The 14,303-nt window shown below is 43.6% G+C and carries 13 protein-coding genes; 6 read left to right on the forward strand and 7 right to left on the reverse strand.

The window, feature by feature from the left end:
- Positions 1 to 28 precede the first annotated feature (28 nt).
- Positions 29 to 301, reverse strand: a complete 273-nt coding sequence (locus ACVFI8_RS10530) for a YihD family protein (protein ID WP_371923103.1) — start codon at positions 299 to 301, stop codon at positions 29 to 31.
- Positions 301 to 1,425 (reverse strand): GGDEF domain-containing protein, encoded by a 1,125-nt coding sequence (locus ACVFI8_RS10535; protein ID WP_457873822.1) that lies wholly within the window; start codon positions 1,423 to 1,425, stop codon positions 301 to 303. Before ACVFI8_RS10535 ends, ACVFI8_RS10530 begins: the two co-directional genes overlap by 1 nt.
- A 297-nt stretch (positions 1,426 to 1,722) precedes the next feature.
- Between ACVFI8_RS10535 and pgi the strand changes: the two genes are divergently transcribed.
- The 3 genes from pgi to ACVFI8_RS10550 all read left to right on the forward strand — a co-directional run bounded on the left by pgi (position 1,723) and on the right by ACVFI8_RS10550 (position 4,499).
- Positions 1,723 to 3,375 carry a glucose-6-phosphate isomerase gene (gene pgi, locus ACVFI8_RS10540; protein ID WP_457873778.1) on the forward strand — a complete coding sequence of 551 codons (1,653 nt, stop codon included), beginning with the start codon at positions 1,723 to 1,725 and terminating at the stop codon, positions 3,373 to 3,375.
- Positions 3,376 to 3,576: 201 nt separating this feature from the next.
- Complete coding sequence (locus tag ACVFI8_RS10545; RefSeq protein ID WP_457873779.1) at positions 3,577 to 3,990, forward strand: hypothetical protein; 414 nt, start codon at positions 3,577 to 3,579, stop codon at positions 3,988 to 3,990.
- Positions 3,987 to 4,499 (forward strand): hypothetical protein, encoded by a 513-nt coding sequence (locus tag ACVFI8_RS10550; protein WP_457873780.1) that lies wholly within the window; start codon positions 3,987 to 3,989, stop codon positions 4,497 to 4,499. The genes ACVFI8_RS10545 and ACVFI8_RS10550 overlap by 4 nt, the downstream gene beginning before the upstream one ends.
- Positions 4,500 to 4,571: 72 nt before the next feature.
- Here the strand turns inward: ACVFI8_RS10550 and ACVFI8_RS10555 are convergent, their stop codons facing one another.
- Positions 4,572 to 5,186, reverse strand: a complete 615-nt coding sequence (locus ACVFI8_RS10555) for a sugar O-acetyltransferase (protein WP_457873781.1) — start codon at positions 5,184 to 5,186, stop codon at positions 4,572 to 4,574.
- Between the two features lie 150 nt (positions 5,187 to 5,336).
- On the opposite strand from ACVFI8_RS10555, the gene ACVFI8_RS10560 reads away from it, so the two are divergent.
- Entirely contained in the window at positions 5,337 to 7,730 is a 2,394-nt protein-coding gene (locus ACVFI8_RS10560; protein WP_457873782.1) for a DNA polymerase II, read from the forward strand.
- Positions 7,731 to 7,733: 3 nt separating this feature from the next.
- Here the strand turns inward: ACVFI8_RS10560 and ACVFI8_RS10565 are convergent, their stop codons facing one another.
- Positions 7,734 to 7,907 (reverse strand): hypothetical protein, encoded by a 174-nt coding sequence (locus ACVFI8_RS10565; RefSeq protein ID WP_457873783.1) that lies wholly within the window; start codon positions 7,905 to 7,907, stop codon positions 7,734 to 7,736.
- Between the two features lie 317 nt (positions 7,908 to 8,224).
- On the opposite strand from ACVFI8_RS10565, the gene ACVFI8_RS10570 reads away from it, so the two are divergent.
- Complete coding sequence (locus ACVFI8_RS10570) at positions 8,225 to 8,356, forward strand: hypothetical protein (protein ID WP_256469302.1); 132 nt, start codon at positions 8,225 to 8,227, stop codon at positions 8,354 to 8,356.
- Here the strand turns inward: ACVFI8_RS10570 and glgX are convergent, their stop codons facing one another.
- The 3 genes from glgX to ACVFI8_RS10585 form a co-directional block, all read right to left on the reverse strand.
- On the reverse strand, positions 8,357 to 10,447 hold the full coding sequence (glgX, locus tag ACVFI8_RS10575; protein WP_457873784.1) for a glycogen debranching protein GlgX: 2,091 nt from the start codon (positions 10,445 to 10,447) through the stop codon (positions 8,357 to 8,359).
- Between the two features lie 118 nt (positions 10,448 to 10,565).
- On the reverse strand, positions 10,566 to 10,748 hold the full coding sequence (locus tag ACVFI8_RS10580; RefSeq protein ID WP_248713555.1) for a hypothetical protein: 183 nt from the start codon (positions 10,746 to 10,748) through the stop codon (positions 10,566 to 10,568).
- A gap of 78 nt (positions 10,749 to 10,826) precedes the next feature.
- On the reverse strand, positions 10,827 to 11,948 hold the full coding sequence (locus tag ACVFI8_RS10585) for a 1-acyl-sn-glycerol-3-phosphate acyltransferase (protein WP_248713556.1): 1,122 nt from the start codon (positions 11,946 to 11,948) through the stop codon (positions 10,827 to 10,829).
- A 170-nt stretch (positions 11,949 to 12,118) separates the two neighbouring features.
- Between ACVFI8_RS10585 and ACVFI8_RS10590 the strand changes: the two genes are divergently transcribed.
- Entirely contained in the window at positions 12,119 to 13,477 is a 1,359-nt protein-coding gene (locus tag ACVFI8_RS10590) for an MATE family efflux transporter (protein ID WP_457873785.1), read from the forward strand.
- Positions 13,478 to 14,303: the final 826 nt, after the last annotated feature.

Genomic DNA, 14,303 nt, shown 5'->3' on the forward strand with positions numbered 1-14,303 from the left:
TCACCAAAGGTGATTGCTGGTTAACTAACTAAACTTTTACGCCGCGAGCTTTAAGCAAAGCCGTTTTGAAATCATCCTCGCAGTCTTTAGCGATACCCGGAATCATGTCATCTTTGCCAATACTCAACATTTTTAATTGATAAATTAAAACGTCGTCGGTCAATTCACTCAGCGGCTGCTTAAAACCCGCTTGGTCGGCGATTTGAGTGATTATTTCTACTAAATTAAGCTCCGGTTGCTTGTTCCATACCGGGGTGAGTAAATCGATTAATTCTTCTATACGATGTAACTGCATACTCATTATACTTCTCCACGGGCGGCCACTACAGCTTGGTTTCGGCCTAGCTGCTTGGCTCTATATAGGGCTTTATCAGCCTTGTCTACGATCTCTTTTGCGTCTTGTTGAGCCACGGGGATCAAACAAGATACGCCAATACTCACAGTAATGTAGCTGGCGGCTGTTGAATACTCATGGCGTAGTTTAGCATCTGCTAATAGTGTTCTTATTCGAGCGGCAACTTGCAATGCGCCTTTGGTATCAGTATTAGGTAAAACCATGACAAATTCTTCACCGCCATAGCGCGCCACAATATCATCTTCCCGTTGTAAGGCTTGCTCAAATAAACTGGCCACTTTGCTCAGACATTGGTCTCCAGCAACATGCCCATAATGATCGTTATATGGCTTAAAGAAATCAACATCGATTAACAATAAACTTAAGGAGGTATTAGCGCGACTACTTAAACGCCAATGCAGCGCCAAGGTTTGTTCAAATATTGCCCGGTTATACAACCCGGTTAGCGCATCACGCTCGCTTTGTTCACGCATTAACGCTTGGCTATTGGTTAGCTCGGCGACCTTTATACGGTTGATTGCCGCGTTTGTGGCGCTCTCAATTAGCCAACCCTTAGCGCGTTTTAGCACCAAGTTTAGCTGAAGCCAAGACAATATCAGCAAGCCATAAGCTATCCACTCGATTTGCTCTCCTCCTACGAGGCCAGCAATTAGCGCCATAAAAATAGGCAGACAAAAGCCATTAAAGCTTCTAATGCTAAGCAAAGAAGGTAGCAACACCGACGAAAACAAGCCCGCCACCCCTAGCAACATTAGCAAACGCTGTTGGCTAGTTAGCTCAGGGATAAACAACAATATGCCCACCGCCCACAACACTCCTTTACTGGTGAATAGGCTAAAGTGACGGGTAAAAAGTAGTGACGGCGACACATCGGCTTGAACACGCAATACCAAGGGCAAACTGGCCGATACCAGTAACATGCAGGCGAGCCAAGCGAAGCCAAGCCAAGAACCGGTATCAGGGCTAAACAATAACCACCACAGCACGCTATTTACAGCAGTCACCAAGGCCATTAAACGCCCATTACTGAGTAAATAACCAACGTTTTCAGCGTTTACTTGTTGCTGCACATTGCGCAAAAACCGATACCTTGATGATGAAGAATGGACATTTTGTGTGCATTGTAGCAACAACACCAAGTGCTAGAACAGAAAAAACCATGGCTAAATTATGGAGAAATTACCCCTTTAGGAAGATTTAGACTACAAATTGGTCAAATTTAACTAAAATAGGGCACAAGCTTTAATAGATTATTGATCTGATTGCTTGCGTCCTTTTTCCTAGAAAGGGTAAAGTGCTACCCGCAAGTAATGGTCAATAATTTTGCAAATCGGTCAACTAGGTAAAGTATCTAAGGAACAAGGTCAATGCTGGACAATATAAACCCAACACATACACAAGCTTGGAAAGCCCTACAGGCGCACTTCGAAGCTCAGAAAAACGTTCAACTTAGCGAGCTATTCGCCGCTGATTCAGACCGTTTCAATCGTTTCTCTGTGTCGTTTAACGAGCAAATCTTGCTCGATTACTCAAAAAACTTCATCACTGAAGACACGATGCAAAAATTGTTAGATCTAGCCAAAGAAACCAAGCTAGACAGTGCAATTAAAGCCATGTATTCAGGTGAGAAAATCAACCAAACTGAAGGCCGCGCCGTATTGCACACTGCATTACGTAACCGCAGCAATACCCCAGTGATGGTAGATGGCGAAGACGTTATGCCAGGTGTAAACGCAGTCCTTGAGAAAATGAAAGGTTTCTGCCAAAAAATTCACTCAGGCGAGTGGAAAGGCTACACCGGTAAAGCGATTAGCAGCATTGTAAACATTGGTATTGGTGGTTCAGACCTTGGCCCAGTAATGATTACTGAAGCCCTAGGTGCATACAAACTAGAGCACATTACGACTCACTTTGTGTCTAACGTAGATGGCACTCACATTGCTGAAACCCTCAAGCAAGTAGACCCAGAAACCACATTGTTCTTGGTAGCCTCTAAAACCTTTACGACGCAAGAAACTATGACCAATGCACACAGCGCACGTGATTGGTTCTTGGCAGCCGCTAGCGACGAAGCCCATGTAGCGAAGCACTTCGCAGCACTCTCTACTAACGGTAAAGCAGTAGCAGAATTTGGTATTGATACCGACAACATGTTTGAGTTTTGGGATTGGGTAGGCGGCCGTTACTCTTCTTGGTCGGCGATTGGTCTTTCAGTTGCATTAACTGTTGGTTACGACAACTTTATTGAGTTGTTAGATGGCGCTCACGCCATGGACAAACACTTCGCAGAGACCGAACTTGAGCAAAACTTGCCAGTAATCTTGGCCTTGCTAGGTATTTGGTACAACAACTTCTATGGCGCTGAAAGCGTATCTATTTTACCTTACGACCAATACATGCACCGCTTTGCTGCTTACTTCCAGCAGGGTGACATGGAGTCAAACGGTAAATGTGTAGACCGCAACGGCAACCCTGTTGATTACCAAACGGGCCCAATTATTTGGGGTGAACCGGGTACTAACGGCCAACACGCGTTCTACCAATTGATTCACCAAGGTACTAAATTGATTCCTTGTGACTTTATTGCACCAGCGCAAACCTACAACCCACTGTCTGATCACCACTCGAAGCTAATGTCTAACTTCTTCGCCCAAACCGAAGCCTTGGCTTTTGGTAAGTCACGCGAAACCGTAGAAGCAGAATTAGTAGCAGCAGGTAAATCAGCTGAAGAAATTGCTGAACTTGCTCCGTTTAAAGTATTCACTGGTAACAAACCCACCAACTCTATTTTGGTTAAGAAAATTACCCCGTACTCTTTAGGTGCCATGGTAGCGATGTACGAGCACAAAATCTTCGTACAAGGCGTAATCTGGAACATCTTCAGCTTCGACCAATGGGGCGTAGAACTAGGTAAGCAACTGGCTAACCAAATTTTACCCGAGCTAAAAGACGGCGCGTCAGTAGATAGCCACGACAGCTCAACCAATGGTTTGATTAACGCCTTTAAAGCCTGGAAATAAAGCTCCGCTTTAAGTAACGCGTAAAATGCAAAGAGCTGGCCTAGGCCAGCTCTTTTTGTTTCCAATACGAGCTAGCACAGCGTCGCTATGAAACAAAACCTTACGTTCAAAAAACACCCAAATGATTAAAAGTTTCGCATTGACAAAGGGTTAAAATGCCCACACAATTGACTAATTAGTCATTATAAAGAAGAAGCTTTCATGAGCCAAAAGATTTGCCCAACGCTAGTAGACCTTAGATTTGACGAACAGAGTCAACGCGCTATTAACGATATCAATGATATAACCAAAACGAAGAAAGCTGGCTGGTTGGTTATTGCTATTGGGCAACTAGCGCTTATATTCGGAGGAAATGCAGTAAAAGGCCAATCTACCGCAGCTGGCTTAGTTGATGAGAGCCTTTTATTTAAATCAGCGTCCAATGGCGTTAGTCAAAATGGTTATAGTATTTACTCAACAAACTGGGAATACTTTTTTCAATCTTTTTCTCACTTAGAACGTTTCGCTGAAGGCCAAATCAGTACCATCGCAGGCATGCAAATGATGAGGAGTAGGATCTCTGCTAAAGAACGTCAATTCTGGAAGGCTATTCACTATGGATGCAAGCCACAATGATTAAAAAACTATATACCCTTACTTTTCTTATTTTTTCAATTCACACTTCATCTAGTTTCGCAGATGATATTCTTAATTTTGGAACTCAAGTTCTAGATGAAAAATTCCAGAATTTTACAAACATTCACTCACAATGTAGAGAAGCAGCAGCTTCTACCACACTTAGTCTGAAGACAATAGAAACCTTAAAAGGATACCCCGATAGCACGGGTGAAGCTCTCGGGTTTCTTAGCCAAGAAGCTATCCGAAATTGCAGCCAACCTTTATTTACAGAGTTTTTAAGATCACTTCTCACTTTAGAATCAATAAATCGTTCTCAACCTAACCAAGCGATTTCTGAAAAAATACAAAAATACAAAACGCTTATGTTTCCATCAAGCGAAATATATTCTGAACTTGCGTTTAGTAAACTAACTAAAGAACAACAGCACGCGCTTTTGAGCATAAAAGAGCTTCGTAAACCATTTAATGCAATAGATGCTTTTGAACGCACTTGGCTCGAAGAATAAATAATAATGATGGCTAAACACCTCCCCTTTTAATTGAAAGGGGAAAGTCATTTACTGCACACCTCCACAACATTAGCCTTTTGCTTGGCGCACCGTCTCACCCGCTTGTATCTCACGAATCACCTTAGCCGGATTGCCTCCCACCAATACGCCTGCGGGTACATCTTTAGTCACTACCGCACCAGCAGCAACCACTGAGCCATTGCCCACCGTGACGCCAGCTAATATCACTGCATGACCGCCGATCCATACGTCATCTCCAATGGTGATGGGCGCCGGGTAGTCGATCACCTCTCGCTCGCCTTGCTGATTAATGTAAGTTTTACGTAGCTCTGGGGCTAAGGCGTGGTTAATCGAGAACAAACTGACATTGGGCGCAATCATCACCCGATCACCAATAGTAATTTTTCCCGAGTTCACCAAGGTGAAGTTAGTATTGATAAATACATCGTCGCCAATAAACACCGTATCGCCATAATCTACCGTGAGTGGTGGGCATACCTCGATGTTTTTACCGACTTCAACAAACAGCTCGTGCACCAGCTCTACTCGCAGTGAATCTTGCTCGGGCGTAGTGAGATTAAAACGATGGGTGAGGTGCCGCGTAGCGAGGCGCCGATCGGCTAGGTCTTGGTCCCAGCGGTTAAAGCTTAAGTCTGCGATCATCCGTTCAAATTGTGTTGTCATTGGTGGCTCCAGCCAGCTCGATGTATCTAACTACTGTGCAAGCAAAATGAGGGCTTGTCTATTAGGCTGACAACATAAACCACTATTCACAATTAACCGACTAAAGAAAGTAAGCCAGCAGCGCTTACACTGGCTAAGTTGCTGGCGTTTATGCTAAGTTGCCAAGCAGAAATCGCAGCCAAAGAGTGCCTAGTAGTGACGCGCCAACAACGGCAAGGACAAGGTTTTTTACTTACCGCTAATAGCTATGATCGCCAAGGTCAGGCTTGTATTCAGTTGTGGCTGGCCAGCGACCAAGGTCCGATCCGTTTAGAGGTGAATGACCAACAACCGGTGTTTTTTATACTAAGCAGCGAACTGAGCGAAGCGCTTGAGGTTATTGGCAAAAAACTATCAAAACATCAGCCGCTTGAGTTAAAAACCTTTCAGCACCAGCCCGTCTCGGCCTTGTACTTTTCTAGCATAGACGATCATTTTAACGCCGCTCAGCAGCTAAAACAGGCGGGCTTAAGCTGTTTTGAAAGCGACATAAAATTACATGAGCGTTTTCTTACTGAACGCTTTTGTTATGGCAGCATGCTGTTTACTGGCCAGCAGAGTAATGACCCTCGTTACCCCGCTTTGCAACAGGCAAAAATTAAATCGGCGCAATATACACCCCAACTGTCGGTATTATCGCTAGATATTGAGTGCAGTGAAAAAGGTCAGCTATATTCAATTGGTTTATATAGCGACAACTACCAACGGGTATTGATGATCGGCCCAGAGCAAGCCGCCGACACGCCAATCACTTGGCTAGCCAATGAGTACGCACTATTAAAACAATTAGAAGTAGAGTTTCAAAACCTCGACCCGGACATCATAATTGGTTGGAATGTCATCAATTTTGATTTTAGGTTGTTGGTTAAACGTGCCGCCTTACATGGGCTAAAACTGGCCATTGGCCGCGAGCAAGCAACAGCGCGCTGGCGAGAGCGCCACGATAATCCCCATATTGGCTTTATAAGCATCCCCGGGCGGGTGGTGGTGGATGGTATAGATTCACTAAAATCAGCGACCTACCACTTTGATAGCTTTAGCTTAGAAAATGTGGCTCAACAGCTTTTAAATCGCGGTAAGCTGGTAGATGAAGTACACGATCGCATGGCCGAAATTAATCACAATTTCGCCCATAATAAACCGCAGCTGGCAGCCTACAACTTAGAAGACTGCAAGCTAGTATTAGATATTTTTAAGCATACCCAAATACTAGAATACTTGTGCTTACGCTCGCAGCTTACTGGCTTAATGCTAGATAGAAGCGGCGGTTCGGTGGCCGCATTTACCAATGTATATTTGCCTAAGCTACACCGAGCCGGTTATGTCGCCCCTAACCTTACCCATGACTTTGTAGCCGACAGCCCTGGCGGCTTTGTAATGAGTTCTAAACCTGGGCTGTATAAAAATGTACTGGTACTCGATTTTAAGAGCCTATATCCCTCTATCATTCGCACTTTTAAAATTGACCCCTTAGGCTTAATTGAAGGCTTGGCAAAGCCAGACAATGCCATTGAGGGCTTTAGAGGCGGTATATTTAGTCGCGATAAACATTTTTTACCCGATATTATTAATCAGCTGTGGTTACAGCGCGATCAAGCTAAGGCGAATAAGGACAAAGCCCGCTCACAGGCGATTAAGATTTTGATGAATAGCTTTTATGGGGTACTTGGCTCTACCGGCTGTCGTTTTCACGACCCGCGCTTGGCGAGTTCTATTACCATGCGCGGCCACCAGTTGATGCAGCAAACCGCCGACTGGATCACCGAACAAGGCCATGAAGTTATTTATGGCGATACCGATTCTACCTTTGTCTGGCTAAAACAGAGCCTTAGTAATGATGAGGTAAATGCAATAGGCCAGCAGCTCGCAGAGGGGATCAATCTTTTCTGGCAACAAAAACTAGCCAATGAGATGCAGCTAGAAAGCCATTTAGAAATTGAGTTTGAAACCCATTTTTCACGTTTTTTAATGCCCACTATTCGCGGCTCAGAAACCGGCAGCAAAAAACGCTATGCAGGTTTAACCGCACAAAACCAATTGGTCATTAAAGGCCTAGAAACCGTGCGCTCAGATTGGAGCGAGTTGGCCAAGATTTTTCAAACAGGCTTGTTAGACCGCCTGTTCTCTGACCAAGACCCGCGCCAATTTGTTTTAGATACCGTGGCTAAGTTGTTGGCGGGTGAATACGACCAACAACTGATCTACCGCAAGCGTTTGCGCCGTAAGCTCGATGAGTACGTAAAAAACGTGCCGCCACAAGTTAGGGCTGCACGCCTCGCCGACCAACATAATCAAGCTTTGGGTAAACCGCTGCAATACCAAAACAAAGGCAGTATTGCTTACCTAATGACCATTAATGGGCCAGAGCCTATCACCAATACCACCAGCCAGCTTGATTACCAGCATTACCTAGACAAGCAATTACAACCGATTGCCGATGCCATTTTGCCCTTTATTAACTTAGATTTTGAGCAAATCACCGGGGCCCAGTTAGGTTTATTTTAGGCGCTACAGTGTAAAGCTAGCGCTAGACCCTACAAGCGGTTGCTTAGCCGTTACCACCATCTCTCGGGCCTCTATGGTGAAGCTTAAAAATAGTAAACAAACAACGGTAGCCGCCATTGTGCGCACCACAGCCGTTCGTTTACGTATTGTTTTTACGCGTTGTTGTAAGCTCAACATAAGTCATCCTAATCGTTTGCGACATTAAGTGTTTATTAGTCATTAAAGGCTAGATAAGTTATCTAGGTAGACAACCAGAGATGATTAACCTGCGCTTAATACAAGGCTATTATCCACAGAAAAAAGGGGTAAATTGACTTTTAACGAACGATAAGGTTTCACATAGACAGTCTAAAAACCCAACAAAGGTCACTTTTATCAAATAAAAATCCGTAAATAGTTAAAAAATTGAAACTTTTACTGGATGTGGCCTTCAAATAAACTGAAACTTAGATTTTAAATACTATGACAAGGACGGAGGCAAAGAGGAAATACAAATGGCTGTTATATCATTGGGTTCACGCATTTTATTATTGGTAGTGATGTTAGGTAGCGTGTTTATCTATCCCCACGCTACCCCTTCATCTTGGGCTATGCAGTGCACAGCCACTTCACATAATGTCTCTTAATTAGGTGATAGAACGTTCAAACCTATTTTCAATTTGTGGATTAGCCACAAAAATCATCACTGAACGTGCCGCCACTTTTACCGAGGTGGTCTCTAACATCGGCGCCGTTTTAAAATCATAGACATCGGCTGGCGGTTTAGCGGCAGTATTTACCAAGGTAAACCAATGCCCTTCAATCATCGGTGCTTCAAACTCTAGTTCTTCCCAATAAGAGTTAAACACCATGTACATGCGATCTTTTGAGTAAGGGTCTAAAAAGGTGACCGCAATAGAGTGGCTCTCTTCAGACCAATCAGGTTGACCTTGTTTAACCCCGTGCCATTCAATATTGGCATCGTGAATAACATCAGACAGCGATAAATGAATTTTCTCTTCTAACACATCATCGTATAAACGTAACTTAATGAGCTCTCGTACAAAGCGCAGCAAATCTTGGTTTTTGTCTACTAAGGTCCAATCAAACCAAGAGGTTTCATTGTCTTGACAATAAGCATTGTTATTACCATTTTGAGTACGTTTAACTTCATCGCCCATGGTAATCATTGGGGTGCCTAAAGACAGCAACAAGGTGGTGAAGAAGTTCTTCATTTGCTGTTCGCGTAGGTCATTCACCTTAGGGTTAAGGGTTGGCCCTTCTACACCATGGTTATAGCTAATGTTGTGGTTGTCACCATCGCGATTATTTTCACCATTATCTAAATTGTGTTTGTCGTTGTAACTGACCAAGTCATTTAAAGTGAAACCATCATGCGCAGTGACCAAGTTTACCGAGCGTTGTGGCGAATGGTTTTCTTTGTAGTAAATGTCTGGGCTACCCAATAAACGAGAACCAAACTTACCTGTAACGCCGGTATCTCCGCGGAAAAATGATCTGACATCATCGCGGAATTTACCATTCCACTCATTCCAACGGTCACCCACAAACTCACCGACTTGATAGAGGCCTGCGGCGTCCCATGCTTCGGCAATAATTTTTGTGCCCGCTAAAGAAGGGTCTGAGTCTATCGACCATAACAATGGCGGCTCTTTCATTACATGACCTTGCGAATCACGCGCCAACACTGATGCTAAATCAAAACGGAAGCCATCTACATGCATTTCGTTCACCCAGAAACGCAGCGAATCACGAATCATTCTGCGCATAACCGAGTGGTTAGCATTACAAGTATTGCCACAACCCGAATAGTTACTGTACCAACGCTTTTCGTTTTCTAGAATGTAATAGGTGTCGTTTTGTAGGCCTTTTAAGCTGAGGGTTGGACCATCATGGCCTCCCTCTGCGGTATGGTTAAATACCACATCAAGAATCACCTCAATGCCGGCTTTGTGAAGCTCGCGCACCATGGTTCTAAATTCATTAAATACCCCACAAACACTTTTATCAGAGCTATACGCATTATGAGGTGAGAAGAAACTAATCGGGCTGTAACCCCAGTAGTTATTTTTGCCTAAGGGAGCGTCTTGCAGATCAAATTGTTGTATCGGCATCAACTCAACAGCGGTGATCCCTAATTCTTTGAGGTAAGGGATTTTTTCGATAACACCGGCGTAAGTTCCGCGTTTATGCTCAGCCACTCCTGATGAGGGATGCTTGGTAAAGCCAGCCACATGCAACTCATAAATTACGGTATCTTGCAGCGAACGCTTAATAGGCCGAGTACCTTGCCAATCAAAGCCACGCAAATCAACTACCGCAGCTTTTATACACTGTTCGGTATTAACATGACCATGGCGAGCAGCCACTTGACGTAAATAGTTATCTGGAAAATGGGTTACTTTGGCATAAGGGTCGAGCAATACTTTACTCGGATCAAAACGTAAACCTCGCTCAGGCTGCCAAGGGCCTTCTACTTGAAAGCCGTATAAGGTGCCGACCTCTAAATCTTCTACAAAGATATGCCAGTAGTGATCGGTACGATTAAAGGTAGAGTTGAGAGGGATCTCTGCGAACGGTTTTCGCGAATTTACTTCCTTAAATAACAGCAACTTAACTGCTGTAGCATTCTTAGAAAATATACTGAAATTTACGCCTGTACCTTGATAGGTAGCGCCGAGAGGAAAGGAACTGCCCGCTTGGGTTTGAATTACCATATTTTATTTGCTGTCTTATTAATGTGGAAACTGAAATGTTAGAGCCTATTAGTTGGCTCTTTCATTATAGTTTATCAGTATAAGACCATTAGACAGCAAATTTATTAACCAAAGATGATTATAATTTAGCCGAAATTGAATGCGAACGGCCGCTAGCATAGCGCTTTCTTCGGCCTTTAGATGATCCCATCTGTTCTAGCTGCGCTAACTCGTCGGGCAACATCAGTGAAAGTAACTGCTCAAGCTTATCTTGATCAGCTAATACATTAGAAATAGTTTGGCTGGTTTTAGTACGAAACATAACATACCCCTTAATTATATACCTATTAAGGAGTATGCAGCTACAGTGCCAAATTTAAATAAAACTACAAAACAACCATTAATCAGATAGTTGCTGGCGTGCCTTAACTGGGTTTGCATACATTGCGTACAGTTGAGATCGGACCTCTGCACTAATATCGCGAGTCTTTGCTTCAAAGTAGCGCTTAGCATCGGCCAGGTCAGTGGCTGAGATACTTTCCGGAATAGCATCCCCTAATGCTAACCAGTTCGTGGGCATTAATTGGTAATTGCCAATGATCGCTTTGTCTAAGGCTTCAGCGACGCCCTTCGCGTTTTCAAACTCGCCGCTTAGCGCCTCAGCAAAATGAACATGCACACGGCCTTTTTGGCCAACAATACCCCGAGAAATACTGTAGATATCTTCGTGCTCTTGTTTTAAATACTCGCCGTGTTGGTTTTGCGATACCAGTTCATTCGCCTTAGCGACATCACAAGGGTCAAACTCATAAGAAATAGACACTGGCACAATGCTTAATTGATTAAGATAGTCTGCAAAGCTTTGATCTTTTGGTTTATTTAAGGCCAACATAGAGATAAGAGCTGAATTAGTGAGGTCTAATCCATCTTTAGCACGACCTTCACGCTGAGCGATCCAAATATGGTCACCCGTGACGTTTAGCGTATGCTGAATATAGGCCGATAGCTCTTTGAGGTTAGCCAGTTTTTCACGTTTAGCCGTTGCAGAACGCTTTACGATAAAACTCCGATTTAGGCGCATTAAATCAGCCACCCACGGTTTGGTTAACAAATTATCGCCAATGGCAATTTGCACTGTATCTTGGCCATTGTTATGCAAAATATAGTTAACAAAAGCGGGGTCTAAGGCGATATCACGGTGGTTAGAAATAAACAAATGGGGTTTAGTTAAATCGAGTTTATCTAAACCGCTAGAACTTAATTGTGAGGTGGTGGTTTTCACCATGTGGGTCATGTAACGTTCTACCATGACTTGGAAGTCGTAGACTTTGGCTACGTTTCTCACTTTAAACTTAAGTACTTGGCGCAATACAAATGACATTAACGCTAAGAAAGCACCACTGGCGCGCGGGTAGCGAAACTTGATTAGAGTAGTAATAAATTCAGGGTCATTAATTAGACGTTTTATTGTGCTTTTTACTTCAGAATCTTGATATGGGCGAATACTGTCAAACTCAGACATAACTACTCTCGCAATTTAGGAAGGCGCAATTTACCGTTTTCCGCTCTTAAAGACAACAACAATGGTTAAAAATTAAACAACAAGTGCTAGTTTTTCGTTCTAAAGGAGGATTCTTTCGCTTAACAGCCTAGCCACGTATACTGTTAGCAGGTTTTCTCAGCGTATTATTGATGGAACAACAACGCCAACAATTGCTTGATGCCCCCATCACGCCACTCATTATCAATAAAGCATTACCCAGTTTAGTTGGGATATTTTCGATCATCTTCTTTAACTTGGTTGATACGTTTTTTGTTGCCATGCTGGGCACTGATGCATTAGCAGGCGTATCTTTTACTTTTCCTATTACCTTTGCCATTACTAGCGTGGCTATGGGCTTGGGGATTGGCTTGTCATCCCATGTGGGCCGTTTACTGGGAGCTCAGCAAAAACAACAAGCCGCTCAGCTTACCAGCCATGGTTTATTACTTAGTTTACTGTTAGTTATGGCTATAGCAGGGCTAGGGTATGTCAGCATATATCCTCTTTTTACCCACTTAGGTGCTGAATTACCGGTAATGCCTTATATCGAACAGTATATGCAAATTTGGTATCTGTCGGTGCCGCTGCTGGTGGTGCCAATGGTTGGCAATAGCGCAATACGAGCCAGTGGTGATAGTAAAACACCAAGCGTGGTGATGTTAGTTGCCGGCTTGGTAAACGGAATTCTAGACCCTATTTTGATTTTTGGTTGGGGCCCGATCCCCGCTATGGGGGTTCAAGGGGCGGCACTCGCAACCGCCATTGCCTGGGCTTTAACCTTTGTAGTGGCTCTTTATTTACTGATATTTAGACTTAAACTGTTAGTGTTCAAGCTTTGTTCACTTCGTCTGTTAATTAGCTCATGGCAGAAGCTGTTGTCTATTGCGCTACCCGCCGTGTTTTCTCAGCTTCTAACTCCGATAGCCACAGCGATTACTCTGCTTATTCTCGCAAGCTTTGGTACTGCTACCGTGGCCGCCTACGGTTTTGCCACTCGGGTGGAGGCCCTTCTATTAATTGGAGTGATGGCAATAAACTCGGTGATCCCGATGTTAGTTGGCCAAAACGTCGGGGCAGGGCAAGCTGATCGTGCCCAACAAATCGTGCACCATGGGATCCGTTTAGCGGTAATTTGGCAGTTAATACTGGCATTGCTGATGTATCTATTGGCCCCAGTGATCAGCCATAGTTTAAATCATGATGCCGAAGTCGCCGAACTGAGTCAGTTTTATCTGCAATTAGTGCCATTTTGTTATGGCATGATGGCCGTACCATTGTTGTTAGCGCAAACCTTAAATGCCTTAGCTAAGCCAATCTTAGCAATGGCGATTAACTTAGTCAGGTTATTTGGATTTATGTTGCCTGCTATTTACTTGGGTGCACTGTGGGGAAACAGTAAAGTTATCTTTTTAGCCAACATCGCAGCTCATACCCTTGCTGGTTTAGCGAGCTTAGCCATACTCTCTTACCTTATGGCTCAAAAACGTTGGTGGCGCAGCCAACATTAAAAAAGGGCGATACCGAAGTATCGCCCTTTTTAGTAGTCATATCGCTCTGGTCCATGAACGTTAATTGCTCCCTGCAATCCTTTTTGACTGTTTCACACCTATCCGTAGTGTTTCCTCTTCCCAAATCCTTTGGGCTATCCTTTAGCCTTCTTTGGCATAAGCGTTCATCCTAAACACTTGCTCTCTCCATCCTGGAGGTGTCCTTTACTTCATCCTGAAGCTGTTGGGTATGCTGCTCTCAAGCAATCCTATGCTGATTTCCTAGCTCATCTACCTTGATAAGCCTGCTCTTCCTGAGCGGTGCATCCTAAATACCGTGGCATCTTGCCCTGACTCTTCCTAAGCCTTGGCTCGTCCTGATGGGTAGTACTTTACGCTTTTGCTTTTGCTATCCCAGTAGCAAATAGTAAATAAATTCAGTTTTTCATACCTACATAAACACCAAAAGCTTCAACAAACTGAAAAATAACAATTAAATTTAAACCTATCTAAAAAATAAGTGATATTACTCAATGGAAGTCGGGCTGATCTCTCACATCGCTTCGGGCATATAAAGTAAAACAATTAGACTCAACAACAGTACAAAGCTTCACAGAAAATAAAGTTAACCAACAAAAACACCAAGATATAGCTAAAATCTGTAATTCATCGATCAAGCGAGGGCTTGAAATAGAGGCTATTGCTCAATCAGCGATATCGCTGTTTTTTAGGCGAGAAAAAGAAAAGGGCGACACCGAAGTGTCGCCCTTAAAGTAGTCTTATCGCTCTGGTCCATGAACGTTAGTTGCTCCTTGCAATCCTTTTTAGACTGTTTCACACCTATCCG

The organism is Agarivorans sp. MS3-6, from assembly GCF_054112545.1.

Coding starts and splice junctions, on each gene's coding strand:
- ACVFI8_RS10570 (WP_256469302.1), top strand. CDS start 8,225: ATGGCTGTTATATCATTGGGTTCACGCATTTTATTATTGGTAGTGATG.
- ACVFI8_RS10545 (WP_457873779.1), top strand. CDS start 3,577: ATGAGCCAAAAGATTTGCCCAACGCTAGTAGACCTTAGATTTGACGAA.
- ACVFI8_RS10550 (WP_457873780.1), top strand. CDS start 3,987: ATGATTAAAAAACTATATACCCTTACTTTTCTTATTTTTTCAATTCAC.
- pgi (WP_457873778.1), top strand. CDS start 1,723: ATGCTGGACAATATAAACCCAACACATACACAAGCTTGGAAAGCCCTA.
- ACVFI8_RS10565 (WP_457873783.1), bottom strand. CDS start 7,907: ATGTTGAGCTTACAACAACGCGTAAAAACAATACGTAAACGAACGGCT.
- ACVFI8_RS10580 (WP_248713555.1), bottom strand. CDS start 10,748: ATGTTTCGTACTAAAACCAGCCAAACTATTTCTAATGTATTAGCTGAT.
- ACVFI8_RS10555 (WP_457873781.1), bottom strand. CDS start 5,186: ATGACAACACAATTTGAACGGATGATCGCAGACTTAAGCTTTAACCGC.
- glgX (WP_457873784.1), bottom strand. CDS start 10,447: ATGGTAATTCAAACCCAAGCGGGCAGTTCCTTTCCTCTCGGCGCTACC.
- ACVFI8_RS10560 (WP_457873782.1), top strand. CDS start 5,337: ATGCTAAGTTGCCAAGCAGAAATCGCAGCCAAAGAGTGCCTAGTAGTG.
- ACVFI8_RS10590 (WP_457873785.1), top strand. CDS start 12,119: ATGGAACAACAACGCCAACAATTGCTTGATGCCCCCATCACGCCACTC.
- ACVFI8_RS10530 (WP_371923103.1), bottom strand. CDS start 301: ATGAGTATGCAGTTACATCGTATAGAAGAATTAATCGATTTACTCACC.
- ACVFI8_RS10585 (WP_248713556.1), bottom strand. CDS start 11,948: ATGTCTGAGTTTGACAGTATTCGCCCATATCAAGATTCTGAAGTAAAA.